The sequence below is a fragment of the Sphingomonas phyllosphaerae 5.2 genome, assembly GCF_000419605.1.
GTDB classification, from domain to species: domain Bacteria; phylum Pseudomonadota; class Alphaproteobacteria; order Sphingomonadales; family Sphingomonadaceae; genus Sphingomonas; species Sphingomonas phyllosphaerae_B.
This window is the reverse complement of the sequence record NZ_ATTI01000001.1, coordinates 1,461,406-1,486,251: the sequence shown is the minus strand read 5'-3', so window position 1 is coordinate 1,486,251 and position 24,846 is coordinate 1,461,406. Positions and strand designations below refer to the sequence as shown.

General features: G+C 65.2%; 18 protein-coding genes. 16 read left to right on the top strand and 2 right to left on the bottom strand.

Annotated features, from left to right (window positions below; translation table 11 throughout):
* Window positions 1–280 precede the first annotated feature (280 nt).
* Entirely contained in the window at window positions 281–1,804 is a 1,524-nt protein-coding gene (locus tag SPHPHY_RS0106940) for a fumarate hydratase (RefSeq protein WP_022685975.1), read from the bottom strand.
* A 342-nt stretch (window positions 1,805–2,146) separates the two neighbouring features.
* Between SPHPHY_RS0106940 and SPHPHY_RS0106935 the strand changes: the two genes are divergently transcribed.
* From SPHPHY_RS0106935 to SPHPHY_RS0106915, 4 genes are all read left to right on the top strand, one after another.
* Window positions 2,147–4,066 carry a ribonucleoside-diphosphate reductase subunit alpha gene (locus tag SPHPHY_RS0106935; protein WP_022685974.1) on the top strand — a complete coding sequence of 640 codons (1,920 nt, stop codon included), beginning with the start codon at window positions 2,147–2,149 and terminating at the stop codon, window positions 4,064–4,066.
* Between the two features lie 908 nt (window positions 4,067–4,974).
* The gene (locus SPHPHY_RS0106925) at window positions 4,975–5,154 is read left to right on the top strand and encodes a hypothetical protein (protein ID WP_022685972.1); all 180 of its coding nucleotides are present in this window, start codon (window positions 4,975–4,977) and stop codon (window positions 5,152–5,154) included.
* Between the two features lie 163 nt (window positions 5,155–5,317).
* Window positions 5,318–6,328 (top strand): methyltransferase, encoded by a 1,011-nt coding sequence (locus SPHPHY_RS0106920; protein ID WP_022685971.1) that lies wholly within the window; start codon window positions 5,318–5,320, stop codon window positions 6,326–6,328.
* 476 nt (window positions 6,329–6,804) lie between these two features.
* Window positions 6,805–7,773, top strand: a complete 969-nt coding sequence (locus tag SPHPHY_RS0106915; RefSeq protein WP_022685970.1) for a glucokinase — start codon at window positions 6,805–6,807, stop codon at window positions 7,771–7,773.
* Window positions 7,774–7,861: 88 nt separating this feature from the next.
* Here SPHPHY_RS0106915 and SPHPHY_RS0106910 read toward each other — a convergent pair whose 3' ends face one another.
* Window positions 7,862–8,155: a hypothetical protein gene (locus SPHPHY_RS0106910; RefSeq protein ID WP_231370372.1), complete on the bottom strand. Its 294-nt coding sequence runs from the start codon at window positions 8,153–8,155 to the stop codon at window positions 7,862–7,864.
* 333 nt (window positions 8,156–8,488) lie between these two features.
* Here SPHPHY_RS0106910 and SPHPHY_RS0106905 point away from each other — a divergent pair, with 333 nt between their 5' ends.
* The 12 genes from SPHPHY_RS0106905 to dinB all read left to right on the top strand — a co-directional run bounded on the left by SPHPHY_RS0106905 (window position 8,489) and on the right by dinB (window position 24,830).
* A complete protein-coding gene (locus SPHPHY_RS0106905) occupies window positions 8,489–10,363 on the top strand; it encodes a methyl-accepting chemotaxis protein (protein WP_022685968.1) in 1,875 nt (624 codons plus the stop codon).
* Window positions 10,364–10,389: 26 nt separating this feature from the next.
* Complete coding sequence (locus SPHPHY_RS0106900; protein ID WP_022685967.1) at window positions 10,390–10,830, top strand: chemotaxis protein CheW; 441 nt, start codon at window positions 10,390–10,392, stop codon at window positions 10,828–10,830.
* 455 nt (window positions 10,831–11,285) lie between these two features.
* Window positions 11,286–12,272 (top strand): glycoside hydrolase family 43 protein, encoded by a 987-nt coding sequence (locus tag SPHPHY_RS0106890; protein ID WP_051148284.1) that lies wholly within the window; start codon window positions 11,286–11,288, stop codon window positions 12,270–12,272.
* Window positions 12,273–12,730: 458 nt separating this feature from the next.
* Window positions 12,731–13,609 carry a TorF family putative porin gene (locus SPHPHY_RS0106880; RefSeq protein WP_022685963.1) on the top strand — a complete coding sequence of 293 codons (879 nt, stop codon included), beginning with the start codon at window positions 12,731–12,733 and terminating at the stop codon, window positions 13,607–13,609.
* A gap of 107 nt (window positions 13,610–13,716) precedes the next feature.
* Window positions 13,717–13,806, top strand: coding sequence for a K(+)-transporting ATPase subunit F (gene kdpF, locus SPHPHY_RS19580; protein ID WP_022685962.1), 90 nt, complete (start codon window positions 13,717–13,719; stop codon window positions 13,804–13,806).
* Window positions 13,807–13,818: 12 nt separating this feature from the next.
* Complete coding sequence (gene kdpA / locus SPHPHY_RS0106865) at window positions 13,819–15,522, top strand: potassium-transporting ATPase subunit KdpA (RefSeq protein WP_022685961.1); 1,704 nt, start codon at window positions 13,819–13,821, stop codon at window positions 15,520–15,522.
* A gap of 13 nt (window positions 15,523–15,535) precedes the next feature.
* Window positions 15,536–17,587, top strand: a complete 2,052-nt coding sequence (gene kdpB / locus SPHPHY_RS0106860; RefSeq protein ID WP_022685960.1) for a potassium-transporting ATPase subunit KdpB — start codon at window positions 15,536–15,538, stop codon at window positions 17,585–17,587.
* Between the two features lie 11 nt (window positions 17,588–17,598).
* The gene (gene kdpC, locus SPHPHY_RS0106855; RefSeq protein ID WP_022685959.1) at window positions 17,599–18,198 is read left to right on the top strand and encodes a potassium-transporting ATPase subunit KdpC; all 600 of its coding nucleotides are present in this window, start codon (window positions 17,599–17,601) and stop codon (window positions 18,196–18,198) included.
* Window positions 18,198–20,873 (top strand): sensor histidine kinase, encoded by a 2,676-nt coding sequence (locus SPHPHY_RS0106850; RefSeq protein ID WP_022685958.1) that lies wholly within the window; start codon window positions 18,198–18,200, stop codon window positions 20,871–20,873. The genes kdpC and SPHPHY_RS0106850 overlap by 1 nt, the downstream gene beginning before the upstream one ends.
* A complete protein-coding gene (locus SPHPHY_RS0106845; RefSeq protein ID WP_022685957.1) occupies window positions 20,873–21,559 on the top strand; it encodes a response regulator in 687 nt (228 codons plus the stop codon). The genes SPHPHY_RS0106850 and SPHPHY_RS0106845 overlap by 1 nt, the downstream gene beginning before the upstream one ends.
* 204 nt (window positions 21,560–21,763) lie before the next feature.
* A complete protein-coding gene (locus SPHPHY_RS0106840; RefSeq protein WP_022685956.1) occupies window positions 21,764–23,680 on the top strand; it encodes a methyl-accepting chemotaxis protein in 1,917 nt (638 codons plus the stop codon).
* Between the two features lie 82 nt (window positions 23,681–23,762).
* Complete coding sequence (dinB, locus tag SPHPHY_RS0106835) at window positions 23,763–24,830, top strand: DNA polymerase IV (protein WP_022685955.1); 1,068 nt, start codon at window positions 23,763–23,765, stop codon at window positions 24,828–24,830.
* Window positions 24,831–24,846: the final 16 nt, after the last annotated feature.

The window sequence follows — 24,846 nt, the reverse complement described above, 5'->3', positions numbered from 1 at the left end:
CTGCGTCTCCCAGCCGGTGCACGCCCCGATCTCGATTGGCCAAGCCCGCATGAACGTCACCCCATGCGCCCGACGAGCTGGCGGTGCTATCCGATGAGCAAACCGCCTGCCCGCCCCGCCGCCACGCCGAGTGTGCGCAGGCGACATCCGCGTGTGAGCTCGCCCAGTTCCAGCGACCATGCAAAGCGTCGTCATCACCTGCCGGATCAGGACACCCCTGAATCCGCTTCCTTCGCGCTCACAACAAGGGTGGGCGGCGGAGACCGCTGCCCGCGAAGACTCACGCCCCTACCAGCAGTCCCTCGCGCGCGATCTTCTCGCGCCACACCAGCGGGGCGAGCTGGTGGACGTTGTTGCCTTCGGCATCCACCGCCACCGTCACCGGGAAGTCGGACACCTCGAACTCGTAGATCGCCTCCATGCCCAGGTCTGCGAACCCGACCACCTTGCTGCCCTTGACCGCGCGCGCGACCAGATAGGCCGCCCCGCCGACCGCCATCAAATAGGCGCTGCCCGCCTCGCGGATCGCGTCGGTCGCCGCCGGGCCGCGCTCGGCCTTCCCGACCATCGCGAGAAGACCCTGGTCGAGCATCATGCGCGTGAACTTGTCCATCCGCGTCGCGGTCGTCGGGCCGGCCGGGCCCACCACTTCCTCGCCGACCGGATCGACCGGACCGACGTAGTAGATGACACGCCCCCGGAAATCGACCGGCAGCGCCTCGCCCTTCGCCAGCATGTCGGCGATCCGCTTGTGCGCCGCATCGCGCCCGGTCAGCATCTTGCCGTTCAGCAGCAGCCGGTCGCCATGCTTCCATGACGCGACCACCTCCGGCGTCAGCGCATCGAGATCGACGCGGATCGCGGCCTTGTCGGGCGTCCAGTTCACGTCCGGCCATTCGGCCAGCTTCGGCGCCTCCAGATACGCCGGCCCGCTGCCGTCGAGCGTGAAGTGCGCGTGGCGCGTGGCGGCGCAGTTCGGGATCATCGCCACCGGCTTTCCCGCGGCATGGCACGGCGCGTCCTTGATCTTCACGTCGAGAATCGTCGAGAGCCCACCCAGCCCCTGCGCGCCGATGCCCAGCGCATTGACCTTGTCGAAGATCTCGATGCGCAGTGCCTCCAGGTCATTGCGCGGTCCGCGCGCCTTCAGCGGCCCCATATCGATCGGCTCCATCAGCGCCTGCTTGGCCAGCAGGACGCAATGTTCCGCGGTGCCGCCGATGCCGATGCCCAGCATCCCCGGCGGGCACCAGCCCGCGCCCATCTGCGGCAACATCTCCACCACCCAGTCGACGATCGAGTCGCTGGGGTTCATCATCTTGAACTTCGATTTGTTCTCGCTGCCGCCGCCCTTGGCCGCGACATCGACGGACACCGTGTTGCCCGGCACCAGCTCGACGTGGAGCACGCACGGCGTGTTGTCCTTGGTATTGCGGCGCGTGAAGGCGGGATCGGCCAGTACGCTGGCGCGCAGCTTGTTCTCGGGATGGAGGTAGGCCCGCCGCACCCCCTCGTCCACGACCTCCTGCATCGAGCGGCTGTTGTCGTCGAGGCGGCAGTCCATGCCCCATTTCACGAACACATTGACGATGCCGGTGTCCTGGCAGATCGGGCGATGCCCCTCCGCGCACATTCGGCTGTTGGTCAGGATCTGCGCGATCGCGTCCTTCGCGGCCGGCGATTGCTCGGCCTCATAGGCGTCGCCGAGCGCGCGGATATAATCCATCGGATGATAGTAACTGATGAACTGCAGCGCGTCGGCGACGCTCTCGATCAGGTCGGCGGTACGGATCACGGTCGTCATGCGCCCGGTGTATAAACCGTGACGCGGCGGGGGCAACCGCGGCGCCGAGTCGACCGCCCGCCGCTGCGCATCGCGTAAAAATTTTTTGTGCGGCTTGCATTCGCGAAATCGGCGGAAGTCCGCGCGTCGTCGCACATATGGCCGCTTGCGACCCTATCGCAGGACTTGCTCCGATCGCGCATCTGCCACAATCTGTAGAGGTAGAGGCCGGGTACCGGCGCTATCGGTGGTAAGCAGATGGTCCGTTCCCGGATTGCGCTCACCAGCCGTGGCGCGGATCGGCAACGTTTTCGAACAGCCGATCCGCACGGATCGCACGATAGACAGGCGGGATGCGAGCGCATGAACTTCACGACCACGAACGGGGACGCGATGACGAGCGAGACGATCGACACCGCTGCGATCGACGCGGCGACCACCGAGGAAGCGATCGCCAAGCACGGTGCACGCAACCAGCCCTTTCCGCTGGACGTCGATCATAGCCGCGACGCCTTGCTCACCGACTTTGGCAAGGAAACGCTGAAGGACCGCTACCTGCTGCCCGGCGAAAGCTACCAGGACCTGTTCGTTCGCGTCGCGTCTGCCTATGCCGACGATGCCGCGCATGCGCAGCGGCTGTACGACTATATCTCGCGGCTGTGGTTCATGCCCGCCACGCCGGTGCTGTCGAACGGTGGCACCGGGCGCGGGCTGCCGATCAGCTGCTACCTCAACTCGGTGCCGGACAGCCTGGACGGCATCGTGCAGACCTGGAACGAGAACGTCTGGCTCGCCAGCCGCGGTGGCGGGATCGGCACTTATTGGGGCAACGTGCGCGGCATCGGCGAACCGGTCGGACTCAACGGCAAGACCAGCGGGATCATCCCGTTCGTGCGCGTCATGGATTCGCTGACGCTTGCGATCTCGCAGGGTTCGCTGCGTCGCGGCTCGGCGGCCTGCTACCTCGACATCTCGCACCCCGAGATCGAGGAGTTCCTCGAGATTCGCAAACCATCGGGCGACTTCAACCGCAAGGCGCTCAATCTGCACCACGGCGTGCTGATCCCCGACGCGTTCATGGCGGCTGTGCGCGACGGCGCCGAATGGCACCTCAAGAGCCCCAAGGACGGATCGGTCCGCGCGACCGTCGATGCGCGCGCGCTGTTCCAGAAGCTGGTCGAGACCCGCCTTGCCACCGGTGAGCCGTACATCGTCTTCGCCGACCATGTGAACTCGACGATGCCCAAGCATCACCGCGAGCTGGGGCTGAAGGTGTCGACGTCGAACCTGTGCAGCGAGATCACGTTGCCAACGGGGAAGGATCACCTCGGCAACGATCGCACCGCGGTGTGCTGCCTGTCGTCGCTGAACCTCGAGACGTGGGACCAGTGGAAGGACGAGAAGGGCTTCGTCGAGGACGTGATGCGCTTCCTCGACAATGTCCTTCAGGATTACATCGACCGCCACGAACCCGGCATGGAGCGCGCGGCCTATAGCGCGGCGCGCGAGCGTTCGGTCGGCCTCGGCGTCATGGGCTTCCACAGCTTCCTGCAGGCACGCGGACTGCCGTTCGAAGGCGCGATGGCCAAGAGCTGGAACCTGCGGATGTTCAAGCAGATCAACGCGCAGGTGAACGAGGCGTCGATGGTGCTTGCGCATGAGCGTGGGCCGTGCCCCGATGCCGCCGACGTTGGCGTCATGGAGCGTTTCAGCTGCAAGATGGCGATCGCGCCTACCGCATCGATCTCGATCATCTGCGGCGGGACCAGCGCGTGCATCGAGCCGATCCCGGCGAACATCTACACCCACAAGACGCTGTCGGGCAGCTTCGCGGTAAAGAATCCGTATCTCGAAAAGTTGTTTAACGAGAAGAGCAAGAACGCCGAGGCGGTATGGAACTCGATCCTCGAACATGGCGGGTCGGTACAGCACCTGGACTTCCTCACGACGGAGGAGAAGGATTGCTACAAGACCTCGTTCGAGATCGACCAGCGCTGGCTGCTCGAACTCGCCGGGGATCGCACGCCGTATATCGATCAGGCACAGTCGCTGAACCTGTTCATTCCCGCCGATGTGGAAAAGTGGGATCTGCTGATGCTCCACTTCCGCGCCTGGGAACTGGGGATCAAGTCGCTCTACTATCTGCGCTCGAAGTCGGTACAGCGCGCCGGGTTCGCCGGATCGGAAGGGTCGGGCGGAGTCGAAGCCGACAACACGATCGCGACGCCGAAATTTTCGATCGGCGAGACCACTGACTATGACGAGTGTCTCGCCTGTCAGTAAAAAAGGCTTTCCACGATACGTCGAAATCGCCTGAAAGCCAGAACTGAGAGCCAGCAACATATACGTGTCGGTGGCGTAGGCTAACGCGGCTCCTCCAACTAGGGCATCTTGCCCCGGTTGGCGGAGTTGACACGTTTGCCGTTGCGAACCTTCAGGCGGCGGCCGATCGGTGGCACTGGTGAGGACGCCATCATCCGCGCGCCAGCCGCCCGTTCGTAGAACTTCACGCAATTCATACAGCCACAGAGTGGGCGCCATCGCCCCCACCTCCGTGATGCAACTGTCCAAACCGAGCTGGCGTCTCATGATGCACGCCAGCTCGGCGGTCAGGACGCGCGGTATTGCCCATGGCCGGGCACTTCCAGTCCATCAGCTTCTCGATGCCGAGCAAATAGCGGGCCTCCATGCACATCGGCGAACGATGATCGAGCCGATCGACCAGAGGATGGCTTGGACAGACTTTGGTTTCGATGAACTTCTCGATGCTCCGCTGAACCAGCCCGACATCCGCCCCCTCGCCAACACCGCGCCCAAAGAGCCGCAGTACCTTCTGCTCGGCGAGATGCCGCGGACCGCAACCGATCGCGTCTTACGAACGTCGAGGCCCTGTTCGCGAGCGCCTTGCAGCGCGGGAGCGATGGCTCGATCGGTTCGCGGTGCGTGACGCTGCTTGATGTATCGTTGAAGACCGGTTCGTTTGTGGTTGCAGTAACCGAAACCCTGTCACGCGCCTTTCTGAACCCATCACCTGAAGTTAACCGCCGCGCCGCAGTCCAGGCACAATCTCTCCTTTAAGTACCTCAATAACCGACATCTATTATCGAACAACGTTCTCATAGATCAATGAGTTATCCAGGAACTCACCGGCCGCTCTTTCGGTTCGGACGAGACAATAAAGGATAGTGAAGATGGCGCAGAAAGGTGCAGGCGGAAATTCGGGCGCAGTAACTACGAAGGGTGGGGATGGCGCGCGTGGCAGCCTTGGAACCGGTCGTGGCGGCGGAACCGGGACGGGCGCAAAAAAGGCGGCCGCGAAGAACAAGTCGGACGACACCGAGAACAAGGGGCAGAAGATCAGCGGCGCCTGATCGCCGCTTGACGATCCCCCCGCATTCCAGGGGTGAGATGCTGGCCCAAAGTGAATCTCGCGGATGTGTTGGCGCTGCCAGTCGGCTGCCAGCCCCCGCATGAGCGGCCGAGCCCACGACGCCGCTGCTCGACGGCCGCTCTTCAAACGAGGCAGGGACGACGATGGACTACACCGAGATAGATCGTGAAGCCGTCACGGCGGGCACGCTGTTCGACGGGCAAGCCGGACGGCGTGACGCACTGCTCGCGCTCCTGCGGGCACTTGATGCGCTTCGATACCGCTTCGTCACACCCACGCCGGCGACGCATGCCCGCGTGCTGGCGCGCTCGTCGCGCCGGACGGCGCGCGATCTGCGCGACGCGCTGGGATGGAGCCTGCCGTTCGCGCCGGCAACGTTACCGACGGACATACTTGCATTGCTCGAGGCTGCGGGCGCAGTTTCGTCGCGCGGCGATGACATGTTGGGGTGTGACGTGCGCGTTTCCTCGGTGGATGACGTGCTCTTTCTCCACTCGGCTTACCCGACACTGGCGCAGGATGCGGTATTCCTTGGGCCAGACAGCTACCGCTTCGCCGACCTGATCGTGGCAAAGATGGGCCACTTGCCCGATGACGCCCGCATCCTCGATTATGCCGCGGGCGCCGGCGTCGGAGGGGTCACCGCAGCACGGCACGCCAGGCGGGCAAAGCTCGTGCTGGCAGACATCAATCCGAAAGCGTCGTTTTTGTCGTCGGTCAACGCCGAACATGCCGGGCTCGACCATCGGGTCGAGCATGCACGATCGCCGAACGACGTGGCGGGGCAGTTCGACCTGATCGTCACCCACCCGCCGTTCATGATGGACGATGCGAAGCGGGCATACCGCGATGGCGGCGACCTGTACGGCGCGCGTCTGTCGCTCGACTGGGTGTTGGAGGGCGTGAACAAGCTTGCGTCCGGCGGACGCTTGCTGCTGCATACCGGCGTGTCGATCGTCGATGGCCATGATGTGCTTCGTGAGGAAGTCCACCGCCAGCTTCGCGGCGAGCGGTGGTCGATCGACTATCACGAACTTGACCCGGACATCTTCAGCGAGGATCTGGAAACACCGCCTTACCGTCATCACGATGTCGAGCGGATCGCTGCGGTCGGCTTGTGCGTGACGCGGATGAGTGACGCCGCCGCATCTTGAGGAAGCCGGCGCTCCGCACCGAACGCCCCGTCGCCAACCGGACGAACGCGCGAGCCGCCCGCTGGCGGTGTCACTCGCCAGCTCGCCGCAGGACGCCGGAAGAACGGCTCGACATCGCCGCACTCCGGACCGATCTCCCACGGCACTTGTCGCGTGCGAGGCCGCCCACCGACGCAGCCGGGTGGGATCGGCTTCGGCAAGCATGTCGGGCAGGTCGAGTAGACCCTCGTCGCCAAACGGGGTGGCGCCCGCCTGCTCCTGCAAAGCTGACCGCTGGCGAGACCGCTCAGGATGCGATGCGCTCCGCCATCAAGGAGATCAACCGTCCCCCTTGTAGATCCCCCGCTCTCACGCCAGCCGGTGTGTCGTCCGAGCACCTACCCCTTCTCGCTTTTCAATGGTTTAGATGGATTTGTCGGGTACAACCGGTGAAGTAAGAGGGTTGACGTGAGCAGCCTCGAAAACAGAGGATGCCCATGGAAGTCGCCGGGATCGTAGGACACGTCGGTCGCAAGGGTCTGCGCTTTGCGCTGACCGACATGGCCGGCGAACTCGTCCCCGGCAGTATACGACATTACGGCTCCGAGCATAACTCAAGCGTTTCGGGCGCACTGTCGACGTTCCAGCGCGATTCGAATCTGGCGCGACTACCTGAACGCTCGGCGATTGCGGTTGCCGGGCTCGCACGCGGCGACGCGATTTCGATCACGCATACGCGCTGGTATGTCTCCCGCTCGGGACTACAGGCGATGCTCGGGCGGCCACCGCTCATCCTCAACGACTTCGAAGCGGAAGCGTGGGCGCTGAGCGATGATCGGCGTTGCTCGCTGCTTCCCCTGGGCACGGCGCCGACGATCTCACTTCAACGGCCAGGTACCTATTGCGTCCTCGGGATGACGTCGGGCCTCGGCGTGTCGGTGCTCGTTCGCGAGCATGACGGCGATGTGCGGGTGCTGGCCACCGAAGCGGGACATGCGGGCTTCGCACCCGCATCACACGCGATGAGCGATCTGGTTCGCGCGATCTTCCCGGATCGGCATCCCATCGTCGCCGAGCATCTGATTTCCGCGACCGGCCTCGTCGCGATCTACAACGAACTCGCGACAGCGCAGAAGCTGGCAAAGCGGGCCACCAAACCCGAGGACGTCACGCGGCTTGCGGCCGTTGACCCGCTCGCGCGACAAGCCTGCGAGGTGCTGTGTGAAGCCTTCTGGGCCTATGCGAGCCACCTCGTGCTGACCTTCGGAGCGTGGGACGGAGTGATCGTCACGGGCAAGCTAGCGATGGCGTTGCGCGATATTCTGGCGCTCGGGAGGATGAACATCATATTCAGCGGTAGCGGGAAATACATGCGGCTTCTGACGTCCGTGCCCAGGTCGGTGACGGCGCTGGAGCATGGCGAACTCAACGGCGCCGCCCGCGCCCTCGGTCGCCGTCCGAATTGAACGGGTGGGTCAGTCAACTTCTCGTTTGGGCCATCCTATCGACAGGCGCACTGCAAACGTAACAACGCGAAGCCTGACCGAACCCCGACTACAGTCCCGCTTTGTCGATCATGGATGCGATCTCTACGGGCAGGGTCGCTACACTCTTCGGCAGCAGCCGGTTGAGCGCCGTCTGCACTCGCGCATGCGCCACTTGGTAAGCCTTGTGGCGGATCGCACGCGTCGCGTTGGTGCGCCATGATCGGCTTTCACCGATCAATGCCGCCCACCTGGCTTCTTCAGCCGAAATGATCGACAGCGCGAGCCGAAGCCCATCCCTCCGTCCACGCGCATAATCGTCGGGGATCTGCGGCTTTTCCATCATGCAGGCCACATCGACCATGCCGAGCTGCTTGGCAACTACGCGGCCCCCTATTGCTGGTCCCGCATCAGTCATATGTTGCTGCCCCCGATTCCCGCGCTGCAAGGGTGGCGGCGGTCTGGAGACCTTCGCTCTTGGGCAGGGCGCCGGCGACGCGGTGCATTTCCAGACGGGTTGCGTTGATCATCGCCAGATGCGGCTTGCCGCCCTTCGCCGCGCGAGCGTCCGACCGTTGCCTGCAGACGCGCCGTCGCGCGAGGGCCGCCGTAAGAAGAGAGCGAAAGATTCGTGTCATCAAAGACTTAACCATTGCCCCCTAGCTATGCCGCGTCATCAGTCTGGATCGCGTTCGACATGAAGAACCTTCGCATTGGCAAAAAGCTGGCGTTATGCTTCGCCGTTTTGTTCGCAGCAGTCCTGCTGCTTGGCGGTTTCGCGCTCTACAATCAGGCCCGTCTGAGCAGCATCGCCACTGACCTGGGTATCGATCGTCGTGCCAAGCTGGAGGCGCTCGCTGCCATCAACACCGCGATGTCGGACCATCGCGTGGCGGAGGGAGATCTCATACTGTCGACGGACGCCGCCAACATCAAGCAAGCGGCAGATCATGTAAAGGCGCAGCGGGAGCTCATCGCTGGCAAGATAGCGTACCTGGAACCACGCTTGACCATGCCTGAGACACGCGCCGCCCTGGCGAAATTCCAGGGAGGCTGGGCCGATTACAAGCTCAAATCCGACAAGATGCTGTCGCATGCGGTCAGGAACCAGAATGACGAAGCGCTCGCAGCCTTTCGGGCCAACGAAGCGACCTACGATCAGGCGAACGCACTTGCCGCCAAGTCGCAGCAGGTACAGTCGGACAAGATGGGTGAGATCGCAGGCGATGCGGTGGCTCTCGGCCGTACGAGCCGTAACCTGATGGCCGGCGCGATCGTAATCGTCGCCGCCTTGTTGCTGGCGTTGCTGAACGCGCTTGTGCGAGGGATCGCCACTCCGCTGACCATTATGACCAGCGCGCTTGGGCAACTGGCGCAAGGACGCATGGACGTCCAGGTACCGGTTGAGGAACGTAGCGACGAGGTCGGCGAACTCGCCACGGCGATGACAGGCCTTCGCAATCAGCTCGCCGCTGCCGAGCGGTCGAAGCAGGAACAGACAGCGCTGATCGTCGACAGCATCGGCAACGGATTGGATGCCCTTTCCCGCGGCGACCTGACGGCTCGTGTCGATGCCGACCTGACCGGCCCGTTCGCCAAACTGAAGAGCGACTTCAACAATGCGATGACCGCGGTGTCGACCGCGATGGGCGCGGTATCGGTCAGCGCGCTGGGCATCACCAACGGCGCCGGCGACATCCGCCAGGCCTCCGACGACCTGTCCCAGCGTACCGAGCAGCAGGCCGCCTCGCTTGAAGAGACTGCCGCCGCGATGGAAGAGATCACCGCCACGGTGAAGCAGAGCGCCGAAAGCGCCGTCCGCACGAATGCCATGGTCGGCGACACGCGCCGCGATGCCGAACAATCCGGCGAGGTGGTGCAGAAGGCGATGGACGCGATGAGCGGCATCGAGCGTTCGTCGAACGAGATCAGCGAGATCATCGCGGTGATCGACGGGATCGCCTTCCAGACGAACCTGCTCGCACTCAACGCCGGCGTCGAAGCGGCGCGCGCCGGGGACGCTGGCAAGGGTTTTGCCGTCGTCGCTTCCGAAGTCCGCGCATTGGCGCAGCGCTCGGCCGACGCCGCCAAGGACGTCAAGACCCGCATCACCGCGTCTTCCGAGCAGGTCAACCTGGGGGTCGAGCTGGTCAGCGAGACCGGCAAGTCGCTGAACCGGATCATCGCGCGTATTGGTGAGATCGACGGCCTGGTATCGGAGATCGCGGGTGCCGCGGAGCAGCAGGCAACCGGGCTGCAACAGGTAAACACGGCCGTCTCGGAGATGGACGGCGTGACGCAGCAGAACGCCGCGATGGTGGAACAGGCGACCGCCGCCGCGCGCAGCCTGGCGGAGGAAGCGAACACCCTGGCGAAGGAAGTCGCACGCTTCACGCTCGATCGCGCTGCCGCTCGCATACCCGCCGCCTCGCCGGTGCATAGCTTGCAAGCTCGGGCCGCAGATGCCGGTCGTCGTATGGGCGCCAATGCCGCTCGCCGTTCCGCCGGAGCAACGCAGGCACCCACTCAGGGCAACCTGGCGGTGGCGACGGACGACTGGTCGGCTTTCTGACGCACGTTTGACAAAAGGCGAGAGACATGGCCGCGCATCAACTCATCACCTTCCAGCTTGGCGATCAATGTCTGGGCGTAAACATCATGGCGATCAGGGAAATCCGCGCCTGGACACCGGCCACGCCGCTCCCCAACGTGCCCGCGTACATGAAAGGGGTGGTCAATCTGCGCGGGGTCGTGCTGCCCGTTCTGGACCTGCGTCACCGCCTCAACTGGGGTAGCACCGAACCCACAGCGCGACACGTCATCATCGTCGTTCAGGTGGGGCAGCAGCAGCTTGGCCTGATCGTCGACGCGGTCAACGACATCGTCACGATCGATGGCGCAGACGTGCAGCCGGTACCGGAAGGAACCGGCGACACCCCGGATTTCCTGACGGGCCTGGCAGACCACGGCGGCACGATGGTGCTGATGCTATCGCTCGACGCTCTTGGGCATACCGCCGAGTTGCGGGAAGCCGCCTGACGGCGCAGACGGCGACGCTGTGCATTGGCTGGACCGCACGGAACATGAATTGCCAGCGTCGCCCTGAACCCAGGAAGCAATCTCGGCCCTGCGGGCCCCTGCCCGCTTGATACGCAAGTGTTTCGCGGTTCTTCGCCGAAGCTTGTCGCGATCCGATCCGCCACCGGTGGGTCCGCCGCGATGCCGATCCAGTTCCGCCAGTTGGACGCGGGCTGCGACACCGCCACGGCAGGTCGCACGCCGGCAACGCCGGATACCGGAGCGGGCGAAGCTGGCGAGCAAAGACATCCAGCGCGTGCTGGGGGCGACGGACGCGCGATGGTGCAGATGATCCGCTGAACGCACCCTTGAAGGATTGCCACGCCACGAACGCCATTGAAGATTTTCTCTTCGGGCCGCTTGGCAGCGTCGTTGCGTTAGCGCTACCTTACCCGAAACGAGAATGGGAGAGAGCCATGGCGAGCGGATATCGACGGGTGGCGTGGGCGCTGGGTGCGTTGGCGATGCTGACCGGAGCGAGCGATGTTCCCGGTTCCAATCCGATTATCCGCGACAAGTTTACTGCCGATCCGGCACCCGTCGTGATCGGCGATACGCTGTACCTTTACGTCGGGCATGACGAAGCGCAACGCGACGAAATGTTCAACATGAAGGAGTGGCTCGTCTATTCCACCACGGACATGAAGCATTGGACCGACCACGGGCCGATCATGAAGGTGTCCGATTTCAAATGGGCGAAGGCCGACGCCTGGGCGTCGCAGGTCATCCCAAGGAATGGCAAGTTCTACTTCTACGCGGCGGTCGAGCATGACCGGACCCACCCCGGCAAGGCGATCGCGGTCGCCGTTGCGGATACGCCGACCGGTCCGTTCCGGGACGCCAAAGGTGCGGCGCTCATCACCAACGAGATGACGCCAAAGGGCACGCATAGCTGGGAAGATATCGATCCGACCGTGTTGACCGATGACGATGGAACAACGTGGATCGCTTGGGGCAATCGGCAATGCTACATCGCCAGGCTGAAGCCGAACATGATCGAGATCGATGGCCCGATCACCGAAATCACGCCACCACACTTCGAGGAAGGACCGTGGCTGCACAAGCGGGGCAAGGTTTATTATCTTACCTATGCGTCGCTCGACCGCGCCAAGCATCGTGACGAAAGGATCTCGTATTCGACGGCTCCGTCGATCAAGGGACCGTGGACCTATCGCGGCGAACTGACCGGATCGGGCAAGTACAGCTTCACGATCCATCCCGGGATCGTCGAATACAAGAAGAACTGGTACCTCTTCTTGCACAACGCCAATCTGGCGATCGGCGACCTGAACGGCGCGATCGGCCGGCGCGCCGTGACGGTGGAGCGACTGCACTACAATCCGGACGGCACGATGAAGCCGGTCGTTCAAACCGCAGCGGGCGTATCGGCCCCGGCCTCGTAGCAAGACAAGCCGCCAGGCAGACCGGCTTCGTTCACGCGCAAAGTGCTGACGATGCCGGTCGCGCAAGTGATTCAAATGATGGGACCGAAACAAGGACGTAACGCCGCCTCTTTCGGCCTGCTGTCGGCCGCGACCGCCAGAACGATCACGTGAACCCGAGACGGCCCCCGAGCCGGCGCCAGCAAACGTCGCGGGACGGCCTCGGCCAAACGGTAAAGAGGACGACCACGTCTTCGCTGGCGCAATCTCATACGAAAGCATGCTCGTGTCGCGCGTTCGTCGGGGGGATCTGATCCCCTCGCGGCTTCGATGTCGTGCATGAAGCGAAAAAGCGCGCGCTATATGCGCGCTATACGCCTTTTCCCGGTTTCGATCTCGAATTCATACGCGACATGCGCCTAATCGCGCATCCCTGAAGGCTTCGTCGCGTGACGGCAGCCACTCAAAAGGGGTTCGCAATGAATTTCTGTCAGGTGACCGGGATCGTCGCCTTGGTAGCCTTACCAGCTACCGCGCAGGCGCAGACGGCACCGATCGACAAGGCCGAGGCTGCCGACGTCAGTACGCCACCGCCGACGTTCACCGTCAGTGGCTCGGCTACGATCGCGTCGGATTACCGTTTCCGCGGTGTCTCGCAGTCGGATCAGGCGATGGCGGTACAGGGCGGCATCACGATCGCGCATGAGAGCGGCCTCTATGTCGGAACGTGGGCTTCGAACCTCGCCGGATGGGGCACCTTCGGTGGCGCCAACATGGAGCTCGACCTCATCGGCGGCTACCGGGCGAAGCTTGCGGACGGTGCCATGCTCGACGTCGGCCTCACCTGGTACATGTACCCGGGCGGTGCGGACAAGACCGACTTTGCCGAGCCGTACGTCAAGCTTTCCGGCACCGCAGGTCGCGCGACGCTGACCGCAGGTGCCGCCTATGCGCCCAGCCAGGAGGCGATCGGTAAATGGTACGATACCGGCACCGCCGCCGCAGCGGGCATCTATGACAATCCGCGGGCCAAGGACGACAATCTGTACCTCTGGGGCGACGGGGCGCTGGCAGTGGCGGGTACGCCGATCACTGCCAGGGCGCACATCGGCCATAGTCGGGGTCAGGATGGGCTCGGCCCGAACGCCACGGCCGTGGCGCCGACGGGCGCGTATTGGGATTGGTCGCTCGGCGCCGACGCGACCTACAGGAACCTGACGTTGAACGTCAGCTATATCGACACCGACATCTCGGACCGCGCGGCACGCGACCTCCGCCCCAGCTTCAGCAAAGGTCAGGACGGCTCCGGCAACATCGCCGGCAGCACGATCGTGGCTTCGTTGACAGCGGCTTTTTGAGGGAGTCCGGCTGATGAACGACTTGCTCTGGATGCTCATCATGGTCGGGCTGCTCGCGGCGACGCTTGCCTACGCCCGCCTGTGCGACAACGCGTGAGGTGGCAGCGATGACGCTCGACCTGTGGCTCGCGGCGCTGACCGCACTCGGCCTTCTCATCTACCTTGTGGCGGTGCTGATCCGCCCCGAACGCTTCTGAAAGGAGGCGACCATGACAATCCAGGGCTGGTTCCTGATCCTCGGCTTCATCGCCGTCCTGCTTGCGCTCACCAAGCCGGTCGGCATGTGGCTGCACGCGCTGTACGAGGGGCGGCGCACGCCGCTCCACATCGTCTTCGGCCCGGTCGAGCGGGGCTTCTACCGATTGGCGGGCATCGATCCGGATGTCGAGCAGGGATGGCGTCGCTACGCGCTGCACATGCTGCTGTTCAACTTCGTGTTGCTGGCCTTCACCTATGCGGTGCTCAGGCTTCAGGGCGCACTGCCGGGCAACCCGCAAGCACTAAGCGCGCCGGGTCCCGACCTGGCGTTCAACACCGCGGTCAGCTTCACCACCAACACCAATTGGCAGAGCTATGGTGGCGAAGGCACCATGTCCAACCTCAGCCAGATGCTGGGTCTGACCATCCAGAACTTCCTGTCGGCCGCCACCGGCATCGCGCTTGCCTTCGCGCTGTTCCGCGGCTTCGCGCGGCGCGAAGCCAAGACGATCGGCAACTTCTGGGCCGATGTGACCCGCGTCACGCTCTACCTGCTGCTGCCGGTCTGCGTCGTCTATAGCGTGTTCCTTATCGCAAGCGGCGTACCGCAGACGATGGCCGGCGTCGTCGACGTCCGGACGCTGGAAGGCGCACGCCAATCGATCCTGCTCGGTCCGGTGGCCAGCCAGGAAGCGATCAAGATGCTCGGCACCAACGGTGGCGGCTTCTTCAACGCCAACAGCGCGCATCCGTTCGAGAACCCGACCGCGCTGACCAATCTCATCGAGATGCTGTCGATTTTCCTGATCGGTTTCGGCCTGACATGGACGTTCGGCAAGGCGGTCGGCAACACGCGCCAGGGCTGGGCGATCCTGTCGGCGATGGTGATCCTGTTCCTCGCGGGAGTTACCGTCACGTACTGGCAAGAGGCGGCCGGCAACCCGGTGCTCCATCAACTGGGTGTCGCGGGCGGCAATATGGAAGGCAAGGAGGTGCGGTTCGGCATCGCCGCCTCTTCGCTGTTCGCGGTTGTCACCACGGCGGCCTCATGCGGCGCGGTCAACGCGATGCACGACAGCTTTACCGCGCTGGGCGGCATGATCCCGCTGTTCAACATCCAGTTGGGCGAAGTCGTGATCGGCGGCGTGGGCGCGGGAATCTACGGCTTCCTGCTGTTCGCGATTCTGGCGGTCTTCGTCGCCGGCTTGATGGTCGGGCGCACGCCCGAATATGTCGGCAAGAAGATCGAAGCGCGCGAGGTCAAGCTTGCGGTGCTCGCGATCGCGGTACTGCCGCTCATGATCCTCGGGCTGACCTCGCTATCCTCGGTGCTGGCGCAAGGCCTCGCGGGCCCGCTGAACAAGGGTGCGCATGGGTTCAGTGAGATCCTGTACGCTTTCACCAGCGCGGTCGGAAACAACGGCTCGGCGTTCGCGGGGCTCACGGCCAACACTCCCTATTACAACGGGCTTCTCGGCGTCGCGATGTGGGTGGGTCGCTTCTTCATCATCATCCCGATGCTCGCCATCGCCGGCAGCCTCGCCGCCAAGAAGTACACGCCGGAGAGCGCCGGGTCGTTTCCGACCACGGGCGGCCTTTGGGTCGGCCTGCTCGTCGGGATCGTGCTGATCCTTGGTGGCCTGACCTTCCTGCCAAGCCTCGCGCTTGGTCCTATCGCCGATCATCTCGCGATGATCAGCGGCAAACTGTCCTGAAGGGGCGCCTGACATGGCCCACACAACGCACACACGCTCGCAGACGAAGAGCCTGTTTACGGCCGACCTCGTCGTGCCCGCGATCACCGCGTCGTTCGTGAAGCTCGATCCCAGGGAACTGGTCCGCAATCCGGTGATGTTCGTCACCGCGGCGGTGGCCGCGCTGATGACCGTCCTACTCATCATCGGGCAGGACAACCTCACCGCCGGCTTCAAGCTGCAACTCGTGGTCTGGCTATGGCTGACCGTGCTGTTCGGCACCTTCGCCGAGGCACTGGCGGAGGGGCGCGGCAAGGCGCAGGCGGCAAGCTTGCGCGCGACGAAGGCCGAGTTGACGGCCAAGCGCTTGAACGGGGATGGTCGCCAGTATGACGACGTCCCCGCCAGCCAGCTAAAGGTCGGCGACCTCGTGCTTGTCGAAACGAACGACCTGATCCCGTCGGATGGCGAAGTCGTATCGGGGGTTGCTTCGGTCAACGAGGCCGCCATCACCGGCGAGAGCGCGCCGGTCATCCGCGAAGCGGGTGGCGACCGTTCCGCCGTGACCGCCGGCACGCGCGTCATCTCCGACGAGATCCGCGTGAAGGTCACCGTCGAGCCGGGCAAAGGCTTCCTCGATCGCATGATCGCGCTGGTCGAGGGCGCCGAGCGGCAGAAGACGCCTAACGAGATCGCACTCACATTGCTGCTGGTCGGCCTGACGATCATCTTCCTCATCGCCGTGGCGACGATCCCGGGCTTCACGCGCTATGCCGGCGGCAGCATTCCGGTGGCGATCCTGGCGGCGCTACTCATCACATTGATCCCGACGACGATTGCCGCGCTGCTCTCGGCGATCGGCATCGCGGGCATGGATCGTCTCGTCCGCTTCAACGTGCTCGCAAAATCCGGTCGCGCGGTAGAGGCGGCCGGCGACATCGACGTGCTGTTGCTCGACAAGACCGGCACGATCACGATCGGTGACCGCCAGGCGTCGGAATTCCGGGTCGTTGGTGGAACAAGCGACGCCGAACTTGCCGAAGCGGCCTTGATCGCGAGCCTCGCCGACGAGACACCTGAAGGACGATCGATCGTCCTTCTCGCCCGCGAGCAATTCCACGTCATCACCGCCGAACTGCCGGCGGGTGCAGAGATCATCCCCTTCACCGCGCAGACGCGTATCTCGGGCGTGAAGGTGGGCGGCTCGCTGATACAGAAGGGCGCCGTGGAATCGATCCTCCGTGCAAGCGACGGCGCGGGGGCGACCGCAGCAGCGACGGAACTACGTCGCATCACGGACGAGATCGCGCGAGCGGGTGGAACGCCGCTTGCCGTGGCCCGGGATGGTCGTCTGCTGGGTGCGATCTTCCTGAAGGATGTCGTCAAGGCCGGTATCCGCGAGCGCTTCGGCGAGCTCCGCACGATGGGAATCCGGACGGTGATGATCACCGGCGACAATCCGCTGACGGCCGCCGCGATCGCCGCCGAGGCGGGCGTCGACGACTTCCTCGCCCAGGCGACACCGGAAGATAAACTCGAACTGATCCGGAAGGAGCAGGCCGGCGGCAAGCTCGTCGCGATGTGCGGTGACGGCACCAACGACGCGCCGGCGCTTGCCCAGGCCGACGTCGGGGTGGCGATGAATACCGGCACCCAAGCCGCGCGCGAGGCGGGCAACATGGTCGACCTCGACAGCGACCCGACCAAACTGATCGAGGTGGTCGGCCTCGGCAAGCAGCTGCTGATGACGCGTGGTGCGCTCACCACCTTTTCGGTTGCCAACGACGTCGCGAAATACTTCGCGATCATTCCTGCGATGTTCGTTGCACTCTATCCGGGGCTGGGCGTGCTCAACGTCATGCGGCTGGGTTCGCCGCAATCTGCCATCCTGTCGGCCATCATCTTCAACGCGATCATCATTCCGATGCTGGTGCCGCTGGCGTTGAGGGGCGTGACGTACAAGCCGATGGCCGCCGGTCCCCTGCTTGCACGCAATCTCGCTATCTATGGCCTCGGCGGCCTTCTCGCACCCTTCATCGGCATCAAGGTCATCGACGTCGTCGTCGGTGGCCTCGGTTTGGCTTAAGGAGCAGGATCATGGGCAAAGACTTCTCTTCCGCGCTGCGGCCGGCGATCGTCATGACGATCCTGTTCGCCATACTCCTCGGCCTGGCCTATCCATTGGCGATGACCGGCATCGGACAGGCGCTGTTTCCATCGCAAGCGAACGGTAGTCTGGTTCGCGATGCACGTGGGCAGGTGATCGGCTCGACCGTTGTCGGACAAGGCTTCACGACGGACCGTTACTTCCAGACCCGCCCGTCGGCTGCCGGCAAGGGATATGACGGTCTCGCCTCGTCCGGCTCCAATCTCGGTCCCGCATCGCAGGCGCTGGTCAATCGGGTCGGGCCGGACATCGCGAGGCGCCACGCGGAGGGCGTGACCGGGCCCGTGCCCGCCGATCTCGTAACCGCCAGCGGTTCGGGCCTCGATCCCGACCTCTCGCCTGCCAGCGCACTTGCGCAGGCGTCCCGGATCGCGCGCACGCGCGGCGTCGCCGCCGAACGTGTTCGTCGGATGGTGACGGAAATGACACAGCATTCGATCCTGGGCGATCCTTACGTCAACGTGCTCGCGCTCAACCGGGCTTTGGACGAACTGCCACGCGCCCCGGCGCCAGCGACACGCCAGCGTTGATGCCATTTTCCGGCGACGGACGGCCCGATCCCGACGCCCTCCTGCGTGCCGCGGCGCAGGAGGGGCTGGGCAAGCTGAAGATCTTCCTCGGTGCAGCCCCGGGGGTCGGCAAGACCTATGAGATGTTGTCGGAGGGAGCGGCCCGGAAGCGCGACGGTGTGGATGTCGTCGTTGGAGTCGTCGAAACGCACGGGCGCGCGGAAACCGAAGCACTGACGCGCGGTCACGAGATCGTCGCGCGGCGTGCCGTCGCCTACGAAGGCCGCACGCTGCACGAAATGGATATCGATGCGATCATCGCGCGCGCGCCGCGGCTCGTGCTGGTCGACGAGCTGGCGCACACGAACGCGGCTGGCAGCCGGCACCCCAAACGCTATCAGGACGTCGAGGAGTTGCTCGCCGCGGGTATCGACGTCTACTCGACCGTCAACATCCAGCATGTGGAGAGCCTGAACGACGTGGTGGCGAGTTTCACTCGCGTGCGCGTTCGCGAAACGGTGCCCGACAGCGTTCTCGAAGCTGCGGAGATCGAGGTCGTCGACATTCCGCCCGACGAGTTGATCGAACGGCTGAAGGCCGGAAAGGTCTACCTCCCGCACGAAGCCACTCGAGCGCTCGGGCATTTCTTCTCCAAATCGAATCTGTCCGCGCTTCGCGAACTCGCCTTGCGCCGAGCCGCGCAGGCGGTGGACGCGCGTATGCTCGATGACGTACGCGCGCTCGGGCTCGGCGGGACGTGGGCCGGCAGCGATCGGATCGTCGTTGCGATCAACGAGCTGCCCGGTGCCGACGTCCTTGTTCGTGCCGCAAAGCGCGTTGCCGACAGCCTGCGCGGCCCCTGGACGGCGTTGTTCGTCGAAACTCCACGCGCCGCGACCTTTACGGACGAACAACATGCTCGCGTCGCTGCCGCGATGACGCTGGCAGCTCAACTAGGCGCCGTCGTGGCGACGGTGCCGGCGACGAACGTGGTCGAGGGCATTCAGAGCTTCCTTGCAGACGCCCGCGCGACGCAGCTGGTGCTGGGCAAGTCGCGCCGGTCGCGTTGGTTCGAACTGCGCCACGGCTCGATCGTCGACCGGCTCATCCGTGACACACCGGACGTGACGGTCCACGTTCTGCCATTGCCTTCGGACAAGAGCGCCGGACAACGCGCGGCGCGACGACCGGCGAAATGGGGCTCGCCGCTGGGTTACGCGGTCACCACGGCTATGGTGGCAGCGATCACGGGCATCGCCAGCGCGCTGTTTCACGTGCTCGACCTCGGTAACGTCAGCATGCTCTATCTGCTGCCCGTCATGGCGGCGGCCAGCTTGTACGGCTTGCGGACCGGTCTGTTCGCTGGTCTCGTCTCCAGCCTCGCCTACAATTTCGTGTTTCTGCCACCGGTGGGCACGTTCAGCATCAACAATCCCGAGAACGTCGTATCGGTGATCGTCCTGCTCGCCATCGCCATCGCCACCAGCCAGTTGACCTCCAGGGTAAGAGCGCAGGCCGACCTCGCCGCGGCCAGCGCGCGGACGAACGCGACCCTGGCCGGGTTTCTACGTCAGATCGCCGCGGTGAACGATCTGGACGCCGCCGCGCGCATGATCTGCGACGATGTTCGCCGCCTGCTCGGCGTACAGGTCGTCCTTCTCGCCCCGATGCACGGGGTCGACCTGGAGATACTCGCGGCCAGCGATACCGCCTATCAGCTTCATACCATGGACAATGCGGCGGCAAGCTGGGCTTTCGACACCGGCAATCCCGCCGGCAAGGGGTCGGGAACGCTGACGGCATCGGAATGGCTTTTCCAGCCACTGAAGGCCGGCGAACGGATCCTCGGCGTGCTGGGTGTCGCCAATGAGTCGGCCGCCAATCCGGTCCGCGCCGATCAGCTACCCCTCCTCAGCAGCCTGATCGATCAATCCGCCTTGGTTCTCGAGCGGCTGCGTCTCCAGGTCGAGATGCGCGACGTCGACGTGGTCCGCACGCGCGATCGCTTGCGCGCCGCCCTGCTCTCTTCGGTCAGTCACGATCTTCGCACGCCGTTGACCGCGGTCATCGCAGCTGCCGACCAACTCGATCACGGCGCCACCCCTGAACTCATCGGCACCATCAAGGGTGAGTCGGCCCGGCTCAATCGCTTCGTCTCCAACCTGCTCGATATGGCGCGCGTCGAAGCCGGCGCGATCAAGCTGCATGTCGAGGCGACCGATCTGAGCGATGCTGTCACCGGTGCCGCGCACGATGCGCGGCGTGCGCTTGAAGGCCATCCCGTCCGGCTGGACGTGCCGCCCGATCTACCGCTGGTTCGTGTCGATCCGCAGTTGCTCCATCATTGCCTGCTGAACCTGCTCGACAATGCCGGACGCTATGGCGATCCCGGCACGGAGATCGTCATCGAAGGCCGGCATCGCTCCGGTGAGGTTCGCCTCGCCATCCTCGATCACGGTCCCGGCCTGCCCCTGGGGCGCGAAGCCGAGGTGTTCGAGACGTTCACCCGCCTGGAGGGTTCGGATCGGGCCATCGGCGGTACCGGGCTCGGCCTGGCGATCGTCAAGGCATTCGCCGAAGCCATGGGCCTGTCCGTCGAGGCCACGAACCGTCGTGACGGCGAGGGAGCGTCGTTCGCCCTGCTGTTTCCGCCCGAACTCATCGTCCGTGACATGACCGCAGAAAGCCAGTCCTGATGCCCGCCAAAGTCCTCGTGGTGGATGATGAAGCCGCCATCCGGCGCCTGCTTCGCAACACGCTGGTCCGTGCCGACTACGCAGTTGTCGAAGCCGACAGCGCCAAGGATGCCCTTCATCGGGCCGCCAGCGAGCGGCCGAGCGCGATCCTGCTGGATCTCGGCCTTCCCGATCGCGACGGACTGAGCATCATTCCGCTACTGCGCCGTCAGGGAGATGCCGTCATCATCGTCGTCTCGGCGCGTGATGCCGTGGACGAGAAAGTGACCGCGCTCGATCTCGGCGCCGATGATTTCGTCAGCAAGCCCTTCGACACGGAGGAGCTCCTTGCGCGACTGCGGGTCGCGCTGCGGCATCATGGCTCTTCCGCTACCCCAGAGAAGATGGTGACGCGCGGCGATCTGAGCATCGACATCGATCGACGGATCGTGCGCCGGGCGGGCGAAGAGGTGCATCTCACCCGCAAGGAACACGATGTCCTGGCGGTACTTGCCCGGCACATCGGCCGGATCGTCACCCATGAGCGCGTTCTCGCCACTTGCTGGGGTGGCGAGGAGGAACCGCGCATCGAATACCTCCGCATCATCATCCGGAACCTGCGTCAGAAGCTTGAGGCACCGGAGCCGGTCGGCAGCGTCATCGCGAACGAGCTTGGCGTCGGTTACCGCTTGCGTGCAGATGCTTGACCGCGTCCGGCGCCATCTCTCGCAACATCAGGGCCGCCATGAAGGTGGATGAGTTCGCGCCCGCACTGGCTCCCCTGATGCCAAGCGGCCCTGCCACGTGACGAGCCGCGGCCCCGGCGACGCAGGATCGTTACTGAGCAGCAGCGACGATCACCGGAAGTAGGTTAGCGGATCGTCAACGTTATTTGGTTACGACGGCGGATCATGTCGTTGCACGTGCTTCTCGCCCGCCTGCGTTCGTCGCTCCGCACGCCGACGGCGACGACGGGCGGAGGCACGCGCTCGATGCTGTGGCTGCTGCTTGCGCTGATCGCGATCGCATTGCTCAGCGGGGCGTTGATCGTCGCCTTCCTCGTCAGCCAGCTCGACACGGATGCCGCCGCACTGGTGCGCGCCAAGGCGCGCGGCGCGATCAAGTACGAGGGCGAGGCGGTCGGCGAAGCAGCGCTCTCCCCTTCGCGCTGGGACGCCGCGGCGGATCACGTTTACGGCGCCTTCGACCGAAAGTGGGTGATGACCAACCTGGTCGGCGGCGGATCACCGACGCTGATCGTCGATCACCGCGGCGCCACCCTGTTTGCGGTCGATGGCCATCTGCACCCGCTGCCTTCTCTGGCGCGGCTCACCAGCCCCGCGATCGCGCGCGAACTGGTGTCCAGCGCACCGCCAACCGTCGATGCGGCGCGCCGCACCCGACATGTGAAGGTGATGACGGTCCTGCTGGGCGGAAAGCCCGCCGTCATCGCCGCGGCGCCGATCATCCCCGCGTCGCAGGGCAAACCCTCCCCGGCGGGGCCTCCACGACTGCTGGTCGGCGCGTTTCTGCTCGACGCCGCGCGACTGGCGGCGCTCGCCAACATCTTCGACCTGCCGGGGCTGCATTGGACCAGACCGGACGAACGCTACGATCCCGTGCATTCGGCGGCGATCCTCGACGATCACCAGCGCCCGATCGGCGTACTCGCATGGCGGCCGTCCGCGCCCGGCATGCGCGCGCTCCGCCAGATGCTGCCGATGCTCCTGCTCGGGGTCGGGCTGTTCCTGATGCTGGCCGGCGTGCTGGTCAGGTACGTGCTGCGCACCGGCAGCGGGCTGGAGGCCGCTCTGGCCGCCTCCGCCACCGCCGTGGCCGCTCGTGGCGCGGCGCTGCGCGAGGTGGAGGCTGCGCTGTCACAAGCCGATCGCGCCCGCGTCGACGCGGAGGACGCGCGCGCCGACGCCATCGCGCAGGCGCGCCGCCGTGCCGAAACCGACGAGCACCATCGCACGCAGCTCCGCGCCGCGGCACACGATCTCGCCTGCCAACTCGAATTGTCGGTCGCCGGGCTGGTCGCGCAATTGCTGGACGCAGCCCGCGCACTGGACGGTAGCGCGGATCGCACGCTGGGCACGATCCAGCAGCAACAACGCGAGGCGGGCACCGCGCGTGACCGCTGCCGCGACAGCGCCGACGCGATGCGCGGGATGCTCCACACCGTCGCCGACCTGACCGGGATGGTGAAGCGCATCGGCGGCGAGGCGCAACGCTCCGCGCAACTGGCCTTCGATGCGTCGCACCATTCCGCCGCCGCCTTCGCCGCCAACGAGGCGCTGGAAAGCAGTGTCCATGCGGTCGAGAGCGCCGCACAGCGGATCAGCGCGCTGACCGGCCAGACCAACCTGCTCGCGCTTAACGCACGCATCGAATCGGCGCGCGCGGGCGAGGCCGGGCGCGGATTTGCGGTCGTCGCACAGGAAGTCCGCACGCTCGCGACGCAGACCGCGGAGACCAGCGGCGATATTCAGATTCGCATCGCCGGTATTCGCGAGGCGACCGGATCGACGGTGGCGCGCGTCGTCGCACTGCACGACGCGATCGCGACGCTCGACCGCTCGGCACGCGAAACCGCGGGGATGGTCGCGCAGCAGGAGCGCGCCGGGCACGACATGACCCGTGCGATCGACGCCATCGATCATAGCGCCGCGACGATCGACGAAGCGGTCGGCGCGATCGCGCAGTCGCTTTCCGAAACCACGGACGCCGCGCTGTTGACGCGCGAGATCGGCGGCGAGGTCCGCGCCCGCGCCGAGACGTTGCAGGTCGAATGCGGGCGGATCATCGCGACATTACGCGCGGCATAGCCGCCACTATTCGCGCTTTGTTCCGTTTTCGCTGGCGAGCAGCGGCGCTTTGGGTTAATCCGCTGCAACGTCAGCGTGATCCGTGCCAGAACCCCGCAAAATCATCCACGTCGACATGGACGCCTTCTATGCGTCGGTCGAACAGCGCGACGCGCCCGAGCTGCGCGGACGGCCGGTCGCGGTGGGCGGCAATCGCGCGCGCGGCGTGGTGGCGGCGGCCAGTTACGAGGCGCGTGCGTTCGGCGTACGCTCGGCGATGCCGTCGGTGGTGGCGGCACGCCGCTGTGCCGAGCTGGTTTTCGTGCCGCCGCGCTTCGACGTCTATCGCGCGGTCAGCCGGCAGATCCACGCGATCTTCGCCGATTATGCGGACGCGATCGAGCCGCTGTCGCTGGACGAAGCCTATCTGGACGTCAGTGCGGATCGTCGCCGGCTTGGCTCGGCCAGCGCGATCGCCGCCGAAATCCGTGCGCGTATCCATGCCGACACCGGGCTCACCGCCTCGGCCGGAGTCAGCTACAACAAGTTCATCGCCAAGCTCGCCTCCGACCAGAACAAGCCGGACGGCATGTGCGTGATCCCGCCTGCAAAGGGTGCGGCGTTCGTCGCCGCATTGCCGGTCAAGCGCTTCCACGGGATCGGCCCGGTCACCGCCGAGAAGATGGCGCGGCTCGGCATCCACACCGGCGCCGATCTGCGCGACCGCCCGCTCGACTTCCTGCGCGCGCATTTCGGCAGCCATGCCGATTACCTGCATGGCGCCGCGCGCGGCATCGACGAACGCCCGGTGCGGTCCGAGCGCCGCGCCAAGTCGGTCGGCGCAGAACGGACCTTCGAGATCAACCTGACCGACGTGCACGAGATCGATGCCGCGCTGGAGACGGTGGCGGCGGCGGCATGGCTGCGGGTCGAGCGCGCCGACGTGCGCGGGCGCACCGCGACGCTGAAGGTGCGACGCGCCGATTTCACCACGCTCACCCGCGCACGATCGCTGGCCGGGCCGATCGACACGCAGGCGCTGCTGCTCGATCTCGGGCGCGGGTTGCTCGCGCCGCTGCTGCCACTTCCCGGCGGGGTGCGGCTGCTCGGGTTGACGCTGTCGGGCATCCTGCGCGACGAGGACGTCGTGCAACCCGCGTTGCCCTTGTGAACGAAGGAATTCGCCG